Source organism: Actinotignum sanguinis (assembly GCF_030230305.1).
Lineage (GTDB): Bacteria > Actinomycetota > Actinomycetes > Actinomycetales > Actinomycetaceae > Actinotignum > Actinotignum sanguinis.
In genome coordinates, this window is the sequence record NZ_JASPCQ010000003.1 from 114,782 (window position 1) to 131,186 (window position 16,405).

Genomic DNA, 16,405 nt, shown 5'->3' on the forward strand with positions numbered 1-16,405 from the left:
GGTGGCACGCCGTCAATGTGCATCGCACCGGTACGGTGCCGCTAGAACATGAAAGGAACGACGACGATCTTGTAGATAAGTGCAATCGCGAAGGTCGTAGCATAACCGGTCATCACCCGGTTATCGGTGGTACGTGAGGTAGCGTAGGAAAGCACGGCCGGCTGCCCGAGCAGTCCTGCCACCGCACCCGCAGAACGGGTGGCCGAGGAACCAAGCGCCCACGCGGCCGCCATCATGACTCCGCACCCAACGATACTCACTGCTGCGGCCAAGAGCAGCGATTTCAGGCCCACCATTGTGAAGACGGTGGAGGCAAAAGCAGAACCGGAGTTGAGGCCCACCGCCGCGAGGAAGAGCATGAGGCCAAACTGGCGCAAGGTGAGATTCGCGGGGCGCGGCAGCTGCCAGGGTACCCGACCGGTGCGATGCACCGCTCCGAGGATCAGCCCCACCACAAGCGGTCCACCGGCCGCACCCAGAGAAAAAGCCGCGCCACCCGGCAGCGGGATTTCTACCAGTCCGAGGGCAAAACCGAGGGCAAGGCCGCCGGCCGCTGCCACCCAGTCCAATTCGGAAGAGCTGGAGACGGAGTCACCGAAGTATTCCTCAAGTTCCTCCACCCGCGAGGTAGGTAGGGCGACTTCTACCACGTCGCCCATTTCCAGGTAGGTATCCGGGGTGGCGAGGATCTCGTCGTCGGCACGGCGGATAACCGTCACTCGGGCTTCGAAACGGCGATAGAGCGGGAGGGTCCCCACCGTAAGTCCGGCAATATCCCGATTGGATACCGTAAAACGGTGCACCGTCAGATACGGATCAGTCAGCCGCCGATGGCGCATGCGGCTCCCCAGGCGTTCGATGGCTTCAGAAAGCGCTGCCCGGGAGGCGAAAATGCGAACCCGATCCCCCGGCTCCAGGGCACGTTCCATATCGAGGATGTGCCAGCGCCGATTGCGCCGCATTGCTACGAACCGCACCTGCTGACCCGCGATATCCCGCATCTGCTGCGCGGAGATCTCCCGATCCACGTACACGGTTGCCTGTTCCAGTTCCACATCATCCGGATCAAGCTGGTCGTTACGGGCCTTCCATTCCCGGTTAATAAAAATAGCGACCATGACAATGGCGAGCGTGACCCCGACCGGGTAACCAATGGAATAGCCCACCGCAGGGTTATCCGGATCGGTCATTTCCTGGGCGAGAGCAAGCGAAGGCGTCGAAGTGAGCGAACCTGCGAAAACACCCACGGCAGTGCCGCGCAATAAACCGAGAAGCTCCCCCAGTCCCACCGCGGCTGCCGAACCGGCCGTAATCGCAATAACGGAGGCAAGCATAAGGCCCAGCTGTTTGCGGATCTCTTGGAAGAATGTTTCCCCGGCTTCCAAGCCGATCATATAAACGAAAATACCCAGACCCAAATCTTGCAAGAGCACAAGAAGCGACGTGGAAGGTGGAACCACCGCACCGACAAGCAAACCGATGAAAAGCGCCCCCGCTGCCCCGAATTTCAGGGGACCGAAAGGAATCGCCCCGAAGGCGGCGCCGAGCGCCACCACGATGAAAACAACGAGAACGGTATTGCTGGCAAGGATATCGAGCACAGTGCCACCTCGGAGTTGAAGACTGGTAGAACGTTGTCTACTCTACCAAGTCGGTGTACCGTGCCCGCACTTTGGTGCACCGTGCCCGCCCCGTCCTACTCGGTAGGCGCTTCGTCAGGAGTACCTTTACCCATGATTTGGCGCGCCATTCCTGCCAGATAAACCGACCCAACGACCGCCACCACCGGCGTGGCGAGTTCTTCACCGGCCTCAGCCTCAGCCCATCCAGCAGCCTCGTCGATTGCGGCGAGCAGATCGCGTTCCACCCGCACCCGATCCTCACCGAAGACCTCCCAGGCCAGGCGCGCCAGATCCTCGGCGTCCATAGCCCGTTCCCCGGGCATATCGGTGATCACAACGGCATCCAGCACCGGCTCGAACTGCCCTAGGGTCCCTTCCACATCCTTATCTGCCATCATGGCGAGCACCCCAACCCGCCGGCCGGGATAATATTCTTCCAGCGCGCTCGCGGTATGTGCGGCGCCGTGGGGGTTATGAGCTGCGTCTACGAGGACGGTGGGAGAGGTGCGCACCACTTCGAGACGTCCGGGCGAAGTAACGGCCATAAGGGCATGTTCGACGACGTCACCTGAAAGCGCGCGCCCGCCAAAGAATGCTTCAACCGCCGTGAGCGCCAGCGCCGCGTTCTCTGCCTGATATGAGCCGCGCAGTGCGAGGGGAATATCGTCGTAGCGAGCCGCCGGGGTGCGCACGGTCATGAGCTGACCGCCCACCGCAGTCTCCCGCCCGAGGACCTGTATATCTTTCCCGTAGACAGATACGTGGGCACGGGCCCGGTGGGCTGCCTGAGCGATAGCCGCACCGGCTTCCTCGGGTTGGGCAGCGCTCACCACGCTGGCCCCGGGTTTAATAATCCCGACTTTTTCACCTGCAATCTGTGCGATGGTGTGCCCGAGCCAACGTTCGTGGTCGAGAGCGATGGGGGTGAGAACAGCGACGTCGCCGTCGATCACATTGGTGGCATCCCACCGTCCCCCCATACCTACTTCGACCACTGCCACATCGATAGGTGCGGCGGCGAAAGCTACGTATGCCATGACCACAAATACTTCGAAGAAGCTCATGCGCGGCCCTCCCTCGGCCTGGGAGCGCTGGTCCACCAGTTCAACGAAGGGCGCTACGTCTTCCCATGCCTGAATGAAATCGGCGCGGGAAATATTATGCCCGTCGATGGCGATGCGTTCACGCACCGACACCAGGTGCGGGGAGGTGAAACGCCCGGTACGCAGGCCGTGCTCACGTAGCAGCGCTTCGATCATGCGTGCCGTCGAGGTTTTCCCATTGGTACCCGTCACATGCACGCATCGGTAGGAATGGTGCGGGTTACCGAGCAAATCCAAGCACATCTGGACGCGTTCAAGAGAGGGTTGCACCTTGTGTTCGGGAGCACGGGTGAGGATATCCCGGTAGATCTCCTCCACTTGAGCTTCTTCTGCGGTGATATCCGCAAGTTCGATGGTGGGATCAGGTGACTCTTTGATATCTCGGAGCACCGCTTCGTCCCCAAAAATTCCAGAATTGAGGACCTCGGAAAGTGCCGCATCAAGTTCGGCCTCCCGCGCCTCTTCGCTGTCGTAGTCCGCACCGTCGTAGCTAGTGTTATTCGTGCCCATACCTGCCCCTTTCACGGCACACCAGCATATACTACGGGGCCCACGGTGCGACTGGCGCTGCCAGCCCCGTGGGCCCCGTTCCCGCACACCTATCGGTCTGCACAAACCATGATGTACGGATGTGTCTAGGCGGCGGATTCCTCAGCGTTCTCCACTGACGGGATGAGGGTGGAGAGCAGGAGCGCGATAATCACAAGGACCGCGCCCACCGCAATTCCGGCCTGGTAACCTCCCACCACGTTTTCAGTGCCGCCCACCGCGGTGGCCACCGCGGTGAGGATCGCGAAGGAAAGCCCAGCGCCCAGATTGAAGGCGCCGGCATTCATACCTGGGAGGTAGCCCTGGTTATCAGCCGGAGAGAGCACAATGCCCAAGCCGTTGAGCATGATATTGACGGTACCGGCGTAGGTAATACCAATGGCCACGCACAGGAAGAAGATGAGCGACTTCGAGGGTGCCCCCACACCGAACACCGCGATACCAAGGAAAATAACCGTGGAGAGCAGCCCCGCCTGGAGCACCTTCTTGTAGCCGAAACGCGAAGCGAGCTGCCCGGCAATCGGGCCCATAATGAGGCCGGCAATAGCGTAGGGCGTGAGCGTCACGAAGGAAACCGTTTCGGCCGGGATTTCCAGACCACCGGCGCTGGCTTCCAGCTGCGCCAGATTCGGGATAAGACCGTTCATGACCGCGAACACCCCGGTCATGGTGAAGAGAGTGGTAGATAGGAGCGCCCAGGTACGCCGTTGCTTGAGGTAGCGAGTGGCCACCAGCGGGTGGGCCCGCGAAGATTCGATCTTCCAGAAGATCACCGCGGACACGGCCGCCACCAGAAGTTCCACACCGATGAGCCACCAGCGGGCCTCCCCGAGCTTACCCAGCTCGTTGAAAGCGAAGTAGACGCAGCCGAAAACGATGAGCAGCGTGACAACCCCGGGCCAGTCCATTGGGGTGCGGTCGCCCTGGGATTCGCGAGTTCCGAAAATTGAAGCCACAAAGGCGACGGCGCACACAACTGCCATGCACACAAACACGTAGCGGAAGCCCCAGTTACCGGCAATCCAGCCGCCCAGCAGGGCGTCCACCCCGGCGATACCGCCGTTGACGGAGGTAAGAATCGCCATGTACTTGGCATAACGGCGCGGCTCGGGTACTTCCTGGTGCAGCATCACGAGGGTGAGAGGCACCATCGGCCCGGCAGTCCCCTGAATCACGCGCCCGATACCGAGGATGGTGACATTGGGTGCGAGCGCGGACACCACGCATCCAATCCCGGTAGCCAGCAGCATGCCCAGCAAAATCTTCTTGCGCCCGATCAGATCACCCCAGCGGGGCAGGAAGAGGGAAAAGAGGGCGGCGGAAGCGAAGAAGGCTGTTTGAGTCACGCCAATTTCAACTTCGGTCGCATTGAGTTCCACGCTCATGGTGTGCAGTGCTGGGGAGAGCATGGACGCGTTGAGCTGGAAAGCGAAGACCGCGCACAGCAGCGCGGCCATCAGCACGATAATATTCGTGCGCGAGCCGGTTTGTGCCCGGCCGCCACGCGTGGGAACGGAAGATGCCATAGTTTTTTCTTTCTCACCGGGGAGGACGACGCCGCACCGTGGCAGCGCCGTCCTCCGTTCACAAAGGTTGGGTTGGAAAGGGCCTAGCCCTTGTATTTAGCCCAGGTAGTGGTGTTCGCCTACACGCTCGAGCGCATCAGCGATGAGATCCCAGAAGCGCCCGTGATCGAGCCGGGTCGCAGCCCAGGTGTGGCAATCTTCGGGAATAGGTCCGCGGAAATCGGCCACCGTCATCCCCACGGTGAGGGTGCCGGTGAGTTCCACATCAATGGGGACCTGCACCGTTTCCACGATGGTGGGGTCGATAAGGTAAGCCACCGCGCACGGATCGTGTACCGGCGGGTAGTCGAAGCCCTGAGCATCCTGGTAGGAGGCACGGAAGAAGTCCATGAGTTCGTGGACGAAACGGGCCGGCTGGGTGCCCACCGCATCAATCTTCGCGTAGGCTTCCGGGGTGCAGAGCGCCTGGTGGGTGAGATCCAGCCCCACCATAACCACCTTCCACGGCTCGTTGAAAACAATATGCGCGGCTTCGGGGTCGATCTTGATATTGAATTCGGCGACGGCGGACCAATTGCCGACGTGGTAGCCCCCGCCCATGAGGACCACCTGCTTGACACGCTCGGCCAGGCGCGGTTCCTTGCGCACCGCCAGCGCGATATTGGTGAGCGGGCCGGTGGGAACAAGGGTGACGGTGCCCGGTTCGTGCGCCATCACCGTGTCGATAATGAGGTCGACGGCGTGCCGGGAATCAAGCTCAATAGCCGGGGCCGGTAGTTCGGTGCCATCCAGGCCGGTATCTCCGTGAATATCGGGGGCGACTTCCACCGGGCGTACCAGCGGACGATCACATCCGGCCGCGAAAGGCACGCCGGTCATTTTCATGACGGTGCCCACGGCGAGGGCATTATTCGTAACTTTCTTCAGAGTCTGGTTGCCACCCACCGTGGTGACGGCAAGCAGATCAATCTGCGGATTCGCCCACGCCAGCAGCATCGCAACGGCGTCGTCATGACCGGGATCGCAATCCAAAATGATTTTTTCCGGGGTGTGCTGTGTTGCCATGTTTTTCTCCACATCCTTGGGGAACTCCCGCGGAGTTCTACGTGGTTTCATTAAAACATAGAAACAATAATCTCACCGCGAGCGTTCACCAACACCCCGCAAACATGTACGAGCCTGGCGCCGTGGCCTCAGGATACTTGCGCCGTGGCTTCAGGAGACTGGCGCCGCGGCCGGCACATCGGCCCCCGCCCGCACCAGAGCCGGCGGAAACAATCGCCCCTGGATGCCGTCCACCGCTAGCCCGAGAACAAAACCGAGCAACGCCGGCCCGGCCCAGGCCAGTCCTTCTGCGCCCAGCGGGAAGAGCGCCAAAAACTCCGCAACGGGGGAGAAAATATCCCATTCGGTCACAACCAGCCCGTCCAGAAGCGCGAAAGGTGCCGCAATCCAGGCGGAGGCGCGGTAGGACCAGTGCAGGCGTCCGGGCACCGCCAGATCGACAAGCGTCACAAAGATAAGAACAATCGCGATGGGATAAATAAAGCGATTGATCGGGTTAATGAAATTGAGGATTCCTTCCAGTCCCAAGGTGGACATGGCGAAAGCAAACATGCCCTGCCCGATGAGGAGGGGACGGTACGCCAGCCCCGGAAGATAACTGCGGTAGAACTGGGTTGCCGCGCCCAGCAGGCCAATCGCCGTCGTCAAACACGCAAGAATCGTGATGGCACCGAAGATAAGCTGACCGCTCCGCCCGAAGAAACGCTCGGAAACAGCAGCCAATGCATCCGCACCGTTAGCGAAACCCTCGGTCGCCACCCGCACCCCTATCTGGGAGAGCCCCAGGTAGATCGCGGCGAGGATCAACGCGGCGATGAGGGCCACGCCCGCAGCTCCCCCGAAGAGTGCCCCGCGAGACGTAAAGCCCTTAGACCGCAGCGAAGACACGATGACGAGCCCGAAGACGAAGGCTGCCAGCGCGTCCATGGTCATATACCCGCTCAGCAGGCCGCCGGTGAGCGCATTCGGAGCATACGGCGCCTGCGGAAGGGCAACCTGGGGCGGCAGATGGAGTACCACCACCGTAATGAGAATCGCCATGAGGATGACGAGGGCTGGGGTGAGGATGCCTCCCACCCGATCCACCATCTTGCCCGGATTGAGGGCCACGAGTACGGCCACCACGAAGAACACGGCGGAGAAAACGAGGAGGGCGGGGCGGGCTGCGGCGTCGTCGTGCATCACGGGGCGGACCGCAACCTCGAAACTCACCGCGGCCACCCGCGGCACCGCATACAAAACTCCGGTGGTAATAAAAATCGCCCACAGCAGCGCATGACCGGGGATACGGCCGATACGGGTCGCAATATCTTGCGGGGTGCCGTCGCGGCTGGACGTGGCGGCGATGAGGCCGATGGCGGGGAGAATCACCCCGGTGCCAATAAAACCAGCGATAGCCAGCGGCGTATTCGTTCCGGCTTGAATACCGAGCATCACCGGGAAAATAAGGTTCCCCGCCCCGAAGAACATGGCAAAGAGCGCCAAACCGGTAACAGCGAGCGTGAGGACGCGCGAGTTTTTCATCCCTGACCTTCGTGTGAATTGTGAGAAGCCTGCGGGGCCGCGGCAGACACCATGGTGGTCTACCGCGGCCCGTGCAAGGCCCCTACTCTAGAGGATCACGGCGCGCCGTTACAGAGCGCGCCTCCCGTTAGCGCGCGACTTTCGTCACCTCGATGCCGAGCGGTGCGCCTTCTGCACCCGCCGTCACCTGCGCCTGCACCGCGAGGGTTTCCTCCTGGATGAAAGGCAGGTAGCGGCTAACCGCATCCACTCGCTCGGCGGGAACCGTGAGCTTGAGGGCGATCCGGTCGGCCACGTGCAGCTGCGCGTTCTTGCGTTCATCCTGCACGGCGCGCACGACGTCGCGGGCGTAACCTTCGGCCTCCAGTTCTTCATCCACCTCGGTATCCAGGGCAATGAAAGAACCGGAATCGAGCGCCGCGGCGACCGAGCCCGGATCGGCTTCCACCGATACGGTGATCTCGAACTGTCCGGGCGCCAGGCGCACCTCCGGATCGGTATGGAGCACCGCTTCCGCACCGTCCTCGCTCCAGTTCCCGGCCTTGGCGGCCTGGAAAAGCGCGGAGGTCATCTTGCGCAGCTGAGGATCCAGCTCGCGCGGGAGGACCTTGAGATCACGGCTGACCTTCATCCCCGATTGCGCCACGTCCTTGAGTTCAACGTTCTTGACATTGACTTCCAGAGCGATGAGGTCCGCGAAAGGTGCCAGATCACGGTCGGTGACAATGGTGAGGCTACGCAGCGGTTGCCGCACCCGCAACTGGTGGGTTTTACGCAGGGAGTGCGCGGCGGAGACGACGGCGCGTGCCTCGTCCATCGCTTCGCGCAGCGCATCATCCGCCCAGGAATCAGGCAGTTCAGGCCAGTCTTCCAAGTGGACGGAGCGCCCACCGGTCAGGCCCTTCCAGATCTCTTCTGTCACGAGAGGTGCGAGGGGTGCCATCACCCGCATGAGCACTTCGAGCGCCGTGTAGAGCGTATCGAAGGCGGCGTGGTCCTCATTCCAGAAGCGATCCCGGGAGGTACGCACATACCAGTTAGTCAGCACATCGAGGAAACCGCGCACCCGGTCGCAGGCGGCCGGAATATCGTACGTATCCAGGTCGGTGCGCACCTTATCGGCCAGCTCTTTAATGCTGGCCAGCAGGTAGCGATCCATAACATCAAGACCGGAGGGGTCGCTCACCCGCTGGGCCCGGTAGCCCTCCCCCTTCGAGCAGGTCGAGGCATAAAGCGCGAAGAAATAGTAAGCATTCCACAGCGGCAACAGCACCTGGCGCACGGTGTCGCGCAGCGCACGTTCGGTCACGATGAGGTTCCCGCCGCGCACGATGGGCGAATTCATGAGGAAGAAACGCATCGCATCGGCCCCGACCTCGTCGAACATCTCGTAGACATCCGGGTAGTTACGCAGCGATTTCGACATCTTCTGGCCGTCATCCCCCAGCACAATGCCGTGGGAGATACAGGTGCGGAAGGCCGGGCGGTCAAAGAGCGCGGTGGCGAGCACGTGGAGAGTGTAGAACCAGCCGCGGGTTTGCCCGATGTATTCGACGATGAAATCCCCCGGGTAGTGGTCCTCGAACCAATCCTTATTTTCGAAGGGATAGTGAACCTGGGCGTAGGGCATGGAGCCGGATTCAAACCAGCAGTCCAACACGTCGGTGATACGCCGCATGGTGGACTTCCCTGTCGGATCATCCGGGTTGGGACGGGTCAGCTGGTCGATATAAGGACGGTGGAGATCCACCTCTCCTTTCTCATTGCGGGGCAGTCGCCCGAAATCACGCTCGAGTTCTTCCAGGGAACCATAAACGTCTTCACGCGGATAGTTCGGATCATCAGAACGCCATACCGGGATGGGGCTGCCCCAGAAGCGGTTGCGGGAAATGGACCAATCGCGCGCTCCGGCCAACCAGTTACCGAACTGGCCGTGCTTGATATGCGCCGGGGTCCATTCGATCTGCTCGTTAAGCTCCACCATCCGATCCCGGAAGGCACTTACTCGCACGAACCACGAGGAGACCGCCTTGTAGATGAGCGGTTTACGGCACCGCCAGCAATGCGGGTAGGAGTGCAGGTAGGAGCGCTCCTGGACAAGCACGGCGCGCTCGTTTTCCGGACGGCGCGCCAGCGGCCCGGTTCCCTCACGCAGATCGCGGGTGATGGGCAGATTGGCATCAAAGACCTGGGTACCTTCGTAATCGGGCACCTCGGCGGTGAAACGGCCGGCGCCGTCCACCGGGACCACGGGGCGGATGCCCACTTCCTGGCAGGCGAACATATCGTCCTCACCGAAAGCGGGGGCGATATGGACGAGCCCGGTACCGTCTTCGGTGGTCACGAAGCTCCCGGCGATCACGTGATAGGCATGCGGGCCGGGTGCCTCGTCGGCCGCCCGGTTCATGAAGTAATCGAAAATCGGGGCGTAAGCGCGACCCACCAGCTGCGAACCGGGGAACCGTTCCACAACTTCCGGGTCGTCCCCCAGTTCCTTCGCATAGGATTCCAAGCGCGCGGCAGAGATAATCACCCGCTCGCCTTCCAGCTTGCCTTCGCGCGGAACCACGGTGAGGTACTCAATGTCCGGGCCCACGGCAATGGCCAGATTGGAGGGAAGCGTCCAGGGCGTCGTCGTCCAAATAAGGGCAAGTTCACCCGTTTCTAGGCGCAACCCGACGGTCAAGCTGAGGTCCTGCCGGTCCTTGTAGACATCGTCATCCATCTTCAATTCGTGATTGGATAGCGGAGTTTCGTCATTCCAGCAGTAGGGCAGCACCCGGTAGCCATCGTAGGCAAGGCCCTTGTCGTACAGGGTCTTGAAGGCCCACAGCACCGATTCCATATAGGTGGTGTCCAGGGTCTTGTAATCATGGGAGAAATCAACCCAGCGCGCCTGGCGGGTTACGTATTCTTCCCATTCCTTGGTGTAACGCAGCACCGAGGAGCGGCAGGCCTCGTTGAAGGTGGCGATGCCCATTTCTTCAATCTCATCGGTGGAATCGATCCCGAGGATACGCTGGGCTTCCAATTCGGCCGGCAGCCCGTGGGTGTCCCAACCAAAGCGGCGCTCAACCCGGCGCCCGCGCATAGTCTGGTAACGCCCCACCACGTCCTTGACGTAGCCGGTGAGAAGGTGACCGTAATGGGGTAGGCCGTTAGCGAACGGCGGGCCGTCGTAGAAAACGAATTCATTGGAGCCGTGCGGGCCGGATTCACGCTGCGCAACGGAGGACTGGAACGTATTGTCTTTCTTCCAGAAAGCGAGGGTGCCTTCTTCCATCTTCGGGAAGTTTGGGGAGGCGGGCACGCCGCCCTCGCGATGAAGCGGATACATATCCACGCGGTGTCTCCTCGTGTCTCAAACCTAGTCGGAATGAGGACGACGCCGGTTATCCGGTACCGCGGTACCACCTCATTTGCTACTCGCCACACGCGTGGTGCAGCGGGTAACCGCTTCATTAGGACGCTAACGGATCCACCCGCTCGGTTCTACTGGGCTCCACGGCGCGGGCCGCGCGGCTGTTCTTCCGAGAGCTCGCCGGTGATTGCCGGGTCAAAGCCAACGCCGCTCATTGTAGCCCTTCCTCGCGCGGGGCGCATCTAGCTTCCGGATGGCGGGCGCACCGGTACAGATCGGGGCGACGGCGCAGCTTCAGCCGGTAGCGCACCGGGCTCTGTAGTGATGCGAGCCAGTTCGCGCATCTGCGGGGAGTCTACGTTTTCCAAGTACTGCGAATGCTGGGAGAAGAGACCCCCGCGCCCCGCGAAATGATGCGCGGTGAAATCTGGATCCCGGCGCGGATTGAAACCTAGCGCATCGGTATGTCCACCCGAAACCGCTCCCCCGCCCACGGCATTGACCACGTTAATAATGTCTTTTTTATTGGAGAGGACGTGATTGGAGGCGGCGTTTCCAGCTCCGTGCGGCCCGGTATTCATATCCCAACCTTCGGCCACTACCCCGGGTGTTCCGTATACCACAAGGGTGTCGACGACGCCGGGCCTAGCCCGCTCCGCAGCCGCTGAAGCCGTCACCGAACCGTAGGAGTGCCCCAGCAGGTTAATACGCGGGCGATCCCCGCCCCGAACCTGGGCGATACCCTCCGCGAAACGCGCAAGGTTAGCTCCGCCTTCCCGGGCGCGCGCCGGGGTGTAGAGAGAGGAGTCCAACGCGCTTTGCGGGGCGGCGTAATCAAACCAGGTCACCACCGCGGGACTCCCTGTTTCGCCGCGGGCGGTGACAATTTCCTGCTGCAGAGCAGCTAGGCGGCCTGCCGCCCCCATATGGGAGTCGAGGGATGTGACCACATTGGTGGTCATTCCACCCACTTCAATGGTGACGGACGGGGCTGTATCGACATCGCCTTGGGCAAGGGCCACCTGGATAGTTCGCAATTCCGCGCCGGTTCCGGTGCGGGCCCGGTTCGGCCCGCGATAAACGAGAAGCTGACGGGGCTGCGCGGGGCCCACCCGCGAGGAGGAGCGCGCCGGGCCTGCGCGCCCCGAAGATGGCCGTGCCGGGGACGACGATGAGTGCCGCATCGCATCGTGATGCGAACCGGAGCGAGCCGGAGACGGGGAGAGGTGCTCACGCCAGTTGCGATCCAGGCCGCGCTGGGTGCGGATCGTGGCGTAAGCCGCCAGGTTGGCGGTGATAGTGGCATGGCGCAACTGAGCCGCACCGAGCTGGGCGGTGCGAAGTTCCCTATCGCTTTTCCCTAAGTTGCCCTCGAGATCTGCCTGGGCGCTGGCGATTTCTGCGGATAATTCGGTAAGAATAGGGTCGTAATAGGCGCGGGCCCTTTCTTCATCCTGGCGGGCCACGGCAATATTGGCGCGATCCCGCACCGCGTAGGGTATTCCGTCAAGATTACCGAGATCCTGCGGATAGTGAACAAGCATGTAGGAACGCTCGGCATCGCCCAGGGATGCCCACCACGCGTGCACATACGCCGCGCTTTTCCCGACCGGTACCCGCCCTACCGAACGATAGTGGTTGGTGCGAGCCTCCGGGGCGATCTGCCCGGCGGCCAGCTGGGTGAAAACCTTATCTAGATAGCTGAGTGTATTATCGGCCGACCTGTGGGCTACCTCTACCTCCGTCCTAATCTGGATCGCTATCTGACGGCGTTCCCACTCCGCTACCCCGGTGGTATCCGCGCCAGCGAGCGGGTCAATCACCTCACCGCCGGGCGTGATTTCCATGCCGGCAGCGTTGGCGCGGGAGAGCGCTTCACTCACGGCTGTTTGGGTACGGGTGATTTTATGCTGAGCTTCCCCCAAAGCCTGGATCAGGTGGTCAATACGGTCGGTGTGCGCGGCGGCACGTGCTGCCAGGGCCCGCACATCGGAGAGGAAGGCGCGCGCCCCGTAGCCTTCCCACGTGCCTGCAAGGGAGCGTGTGGCTAGCTGCCGTAGTTGCCAGCTGGCTTCTTCGCAGCGCCGGCGCGCGGAGGCTACTTCGCTGAGCACCGCCGTGAGTAAGGCACCGTTCCAGCGGCGCAGCTGAGCCCACGACACCGCTAGGTATCTCATTGTTTCACCCCCGCAATATCCGTAGCCGCAACGTTTTCTACGCCCTTGACACCAGTAAAATCCGCTGCGGCCTCGCCATCTGCCTCCTGATAGATACGCCAAGCTAGGGCGAGCGAATCGGCAAGCTCATCAGCTCGGGCCGCGATGCTACAGGTGCTCCTGTTGACCGCGGTGCATCCTGCGCTCACGGTTGCCGGCGGTGGGGTGCCGCCCAAGGCCGCACTCACTGCTCCCGGCACGTTATCGACCTGTACCGGAGCCAGTGCGGCGCTCACATCCGCGAGCGCCGCGCGCAGTTCCGCTGTGACAGATTCCGTGATGAGAACCCCGTCCACCGCTGCCTCCCCGTGTTGTTTCCGTTATCTTTGCGCTGGCACCGCTTGCTGAGCGCTCGAGTTCCTGTGTGTTAGCGCCGCTTGCTGAGCGCTTGAGCCGATGGTGCCAGGCATGGAAACATCCGTCCAGAGCCCATCCACAGGCAAGCTTTGACCCGTGCATTTATCCACAGGGAGGTCCGCGGTAGGGTGAAGTGTGCGTTTTTTAGTGACTTATTTTGAGCCTTTTGGTGCCGATACCGAAAACGCGAGCCGAGAGGCGGCCCTGCGATCTATCCCGCATCTTCACGATATGGTTCTTCCTTGCGAGGTGGAAGTCACGACGGTAATGCTGCCGGTGGTTTTCGCGCGCGCTGGGAAAGTGTTGGCTGAGGCAGTGGAGCGTATTCATCCCGATGCGGTCATATCCATCGGGGAGGCCGGTGGCCGCAGCGCCATCACCCCGGAGCTCCAAGCCTTTAATGAAAACCTCGCTCGGATTCCTGATAATGCAGGAGCCCAACCCCACGGCGAACCCATTATTCCCGGCGGTCCAGATATCGCCGTGAGCCCCGTGCGGGTGGCAGATATTACCCGCGCTATTAACGAGTCCGGTATTGCTGCGGAAACGAGCCAAGATCCGGGACGCTACCTCTGCAATAACGTTGCTTACCGGGTGGCCCGGCTTGCGGTTCCCGGCATCTTCATTCACGTGCCGGCCCTGCGCACCGTTGGGACGGCCACGGTGGGTGCGGAAACCGATGCGCCGCCCGCGCCGCAGCCGGCGCCACTAAGCGACACGGGGCGTGCCTCATTGCCCGAAACGGTGTGCAGCGCACCGTTAGGCGAAAGCGCCGCCCCGGTGCTCCCCCGGTGCGCCCGTACCTTCGATGATCTCAGCCTCGGGATTGCCGCGGCGATTGCTGAACTTGCCCGGCAGGTCGCCGAGGGGCGGTAATTTCCCCCACGATGCCCGCACATACTGGCACGGTGCTGGTACTACGCCGGCACCGTGCCAGCGCCCCGGTGCCCCCTACTCGCCGTCCAGCCCCGAGGAAGGCAACTCCACCACGTCGCTCCCGGCGCGGGCCACCGTCCAAGAATTCGCCTGGGCAACGGGGCGGATAACCACCGAATCAATATTGACGTGGGCGGGGCGGGAGAGCATCCACACCACCGTCTCAGCAATATCCTCGGCGAGGAGTGGCTCGGCAACCCCGGCATAAACGTTCTGGGCTGCGGCATCCGAGCCGAGCCGGTTCTTAGAAAACTCCTCCGTCATCACCATGCCAGGGCGCAGTTCCATGAGCCGGACCGGTTCTCCCACCAGTTCCAAACGCAGGGTGTCTTTTATCATGCGTTCGGCGTGCTTGGCCGCCGTGTATCCGGCCCCACCCACGTAGGTTTCCTGCGCCGCCGTGGAGGTCACAAAGAGGATACTCCCGCCATTCTCGCGCATATGTGGAAGCAGCGCCCGGGTAAGGCGCAAGGTACCGAGCACGTTCACGCGGTACATCCACTCCCAATCCTCGATTTTCGCGTCCGCCACGCGATCCTGCCCGCGTGCTCCACCGGCGTTATTGACCAGGGCGTCCACTCCGCCGGCTTCCGCCACGGTGGCGGCGAGCCGTGCGACGTCGGCCTCTTTGGTCACGTCCGCTACCACGTAGCTGCACCCGGTTTGCTCGGCGAGCTGGCGGAGCCGATCTTCGCGCCGCGCGGTGGCGATCACCTCCCATCCGGCCGCGCGCAAGGCACGGACGCTCGCCGCCCCAATTCCGCTGGATGCTCCGGTCACGAGTACTCGATGTGACATGTCAAACCCTCCGTTCTGCCGGGTGAGAGCCACGCCGGCCATAAAACACCTTTCTTCAGCCTAAAATAAAACGCGGAGAGCATACCCGGTGTTCGCTCAGCGCCGCTGCGGGAGCACCGGGCCTAGCTGGTAGAAAGGAAGTGCTCGTGATCGGCTTTATCGGAACCGGACATATGGGAGGAGCCCTGGCGCGCGGGGTGCTTGCCGCGGGTGCGGACCCGGCGTCCGTCGTCGTTTCTGCAAAAGATGCGCAGGCGGCGTGCGACTTCGCGAAGGAAACGGGGGCGCGCCCGGCCACCTCAAATACCGAGCTGGTCACGGCCGTGGGGGACGGAATCGTCGTCGTCGCGGTGAAACCGTACGCGGTTGCGGGCGTTCTGGAAGAAATTAGCGACGCCGCACGTGCCGCCGGCACCGTTATCGTCTCTATCGCGGCGGGCCTTGAACTTGCCACTCTCGCCCGCCATCTCGCCCCGGGGCAACCGCTCGTGCGCGCCATGCCGAATGTGGCCGCCAGTGTGCGCGCCTCCATGACGGCGCTGTGCTTCTCCAGCTCCGTCACCCCCGCTCAACAGGACGCGGTGCGGGAAGTTTTCGCCGCAGTGGGTGCCCATATCACCCTGGAAGAAAAGCATTTTTCCGTCTTTTCCGCGCTCGCCGGCTGCTCCCCGGCGTTCACCTTTACCTATATTGATGCCCTCAAACGCGCCGCCGTTGCTGATGGGCTCCCGGCCGCGCAGGCGGTGCGTATCGCCGCACAGGCGGTGGAAGGTGCGGCGCGCCTGGTGCTCGCAAGTGAACTATCTCCCGCCGACCTGGCCGATACGGTGCAGTCCCCGGGCGGCACCACCGTGGCCGGTGTGGTGGAATTGGAACGTGCCGGTTTCGGGGCGGCCGTCGTGCGCGGCGTGCAGGCCAGTATTGATAAAGATAGGAATCTCAGTTAAATGAACGGACTATCGATCCTCAGCTTCGCTGGGATTTTCCTGGTGGTGCTGATTCTGTGGGGAATTTCCATGCTGCGCGAGGCACGGTCACTACGTTTTATGCGCACCCACGAATGGACCGCGGAAGAAAAAGAACGCATTTTGGCGGCCGCGGCGGAGGGAACCGCCACCGCCATGCGCGCCGCGAAGAAAATCCACCCCATCTTGACCGCGCGCCACGCTCGCCTCGTGGTGCACGATCTGGAAAGCGAAGCCGCTGAGGCTCGCCGGCGCGCCAAGCACGCCAAACCCGGGACCCGCGCGTCCCGCTCTATCCGCGATACTGACGCAAAGGAGAGGTAGCTCGCCTTTTAACTCCACGTTTTCCAACGGTTCACATTGACTCGATAGATACATATATG

General features: G+C 62.2%; 12 protein-coding genes. 3 read left to right on the forward strand and 9 right to left on the reverse strand.

Translation table 11 applies throughout. The features are described from left to right. Positions 1 to 41: 41 nt before the first annotated feature. From QP828_RS02800 to QP828_RS02835, 8 genes are all read right to left on the reverse strand, one after another. Positions 42 to 1,601 (reverse strand): aspartate:alanine exchanger family transporter, encoded by a 1,560-nt coding sequence (locus QP828_RS02800; protein WP_274734018.1) that lies wholly within the window; start codon positions 1,599 to 1,601, stop codon positions 42 to 44. 95 nt (positions 1,602 to 1,696) lie between these two features. Next, positions 1,697 to 3,235: a bifunctional folylpolyglutamate synthase/dihydrofolate synthase gene (locus tag QP828_RS02805; RefSeq protein WP_284891212.1), complete on the reverse strand. Its 1,539-nt coding sequence runs from the start codon at positions 3,233 to 3,235 to the stop codon at positions 1,697 to 1,699. Positions 3,236 to 3,360: 125 nt separating this feature from the next. After that, positions 3,361 to 4,800 (reverse strand): uridine transporter UriT, encoded by a 1,440-nt coding sequence (gene uriT, locus QP828_RS02810; RefSeq protein WP_274734014.1) that lies wholly within the window; start codon positions 4,798 to 4,800, stop codon positions 3,361 to 3,363. Between the two features lie 96 nt (positions 4,801 to 4,896). Beyond that, on the reverse strand, positions 4,897 to 5,865 hold the full coding sequence (gene uriH / locus QP828_RS02815) for a uridine-preferring nucleoside hydrolase UriH (protein WP_274734012.1): 969 nt from the start codon (positions 5,863 to 5,865) through the stop codon (positions 4,897 to 4,899). 150 nt (positions 5,866 to 6,015) lie between these two features. Next, a complete protein-coding gene (gene brnQ, locus QP828_RS02820) occupies positions 6,016 to 7,389 on the reverse strand; it encodes a branched-chain amino acid transport system II carrier protein (RefSeq protein ID WP_126134995.1) in 1,374 nt (457 codons plus the stop codon). A gap of 127 nt (positions 7,390 to 7,516) precedes the next feature. Then, a complete protein-coding gene (gene ileS, locus QP828_RS02825) occupies positions 7,517 to 10,726 on the reverse strand; it encodes an isoleucine--tRNA ligase (RefSeq protein ID WP_126135014.1) in 3,210 nt (1,069 codons plus the stop codon). 266 nt (positions 10,727 to 10,992) lie between these two features. Beyond that, positions 10,993 to 12,927, reverse strand: a complete 1,935-nt coding sequence (locus QP828_RS02830; protein WP_274735063.1) for an alpha/beta hydrolase — start codon at positions 12,925 to 12,927, stop codon at positions 10,993 to 10,995. After that, complete coding sequence (locus QP828_RS02835; RefSeq protein WP_126134993.1) at positions 12,924 to 13,262, reverse strand: hypothetical protein; 339 nt, start codon at positions 13,260 to 13,262, stop codon at positions 12,924 to 12,926. The genes QP828_RS02830 and QP828_RS02835 overlap by 4 nt, the downstream gene beginning before the upstream one ends. A gap of 208 nt (positions 13,263 to 13,470) precedes the next feature. Here QP828_RS02835 and QP828_RS02840 point away from each other — a divergent pair, with 208 nt between their 5' ends. After that, on the forward strand, positions 13,471 to 14,199 hold the full coding sequence (locus QP828_RS02840) for a pyroglutamyl-peptidase I (RefSeq protein ID WP_274734008.1): 729 nt from the start codon (positions 13,471 to 13,473) through the stop codon (positions 14,197 to 14,199). 75 nt (positions 14,200 to 14,274) lie between these two features. On the opposite strand, the gene QP828_RS02845 is transcribed toward QP828_RS02840, so the two are convergent. After that, a complete protein-coding gene (locus tag QP828_RS02845) occupies positions 14,275 to 15,057 on the reverse strand; it encodes an SDR family oxidoreductase (RefSeq protein WP_274734007.1) in 783 nt (260 codons plus the stop codon). A gap of 146 nt (positions 15,058 to 15,203) precedes the next feature. On the opposite strand from QP828_RS02845, the gene proC reads away from it, so the two are divergent. Next, positions 15,204 to 16,004 carry a pyrroline-5-carboxylate reductase gene (proC, locus tag QP828_RS02850; RefSeq protein ID WP_274734006.1) on the forward strand — a complete coding sequence of 267 codons (801 nt, stop codon included), beginning with the start codon at positions 15,204 to 15,206 and terminating at the stop codon, positions 16,002 to 16,004. Then, complete coding sequence (locus tag QP828_RS02855; RefSeq protein WP_126134989.1) at positions 16,005 to 16,346, forward strand: hypothetical protein; 342 nt, start codon at positions 16,005 to 16,007, stop codon at positions 16,344 to 16,346. Positions 16,347 to 16,405: the final 59 nt, after the last annotated feature.

Bases quoted from the DNA above. Each gene is read 5' to 3' on its own strand.
- QP828_RS02805 (WP_284891212.1), bottom strand. From the start codon at position 3,235: ATGGGCACGAATAACACTAGCTACGACGGTGCGGACTACGACAGCGAA.
- uriT (WP_274734014.1), bottom strand. From the start codon at position 4,800: ATGGCATCTTCCGTTCCCACGCGTGGCGGCCGGGCACAAACCGGCTCG.
- uriH (WP_274734012.1), bottom strand. From the start codon at position 5,865: ATGGCAACACAGCACACCCCGGAAAAAATCATTTTGGATTGCGATCCC.
- brnQ (WP_126134995.1), bottom strand. From the start codon at position 7,389: ATGAAAAACTCGCGCGTCCTCACGCTCGCTGTTACCGGTTTGGCGCTC.
- ileS (WP_126135014.1), bottom strand. From the start codon at position 10,726: ATGTATCCGCTTCATCGCGAGGGCGGCGTGCCCGCCTCCCCAAACTTC.
- QP828_RS02830 (WP_274735063.1), bottom strand. From the start codon at position 12,927: ATGAGATACCTAGCGGTGTCGTGGGCTCAGCTGCGCCGCTGGAACGGT.
- QP828_RS02845 (WP_274734007.1), bottom strand. From the start codon at position 15,057: ATGTCACATCGAGTACTCGTGACCGGAGCATCCAGCGGAATTGGGGCG.
- QP828_RS02855 (WP_126134989.1), top strand. From the start codon at position 16,005: ATGAACGGACTATCGATCCTCAGCTTCGCTGGGATTTTCCTGGTGGTG.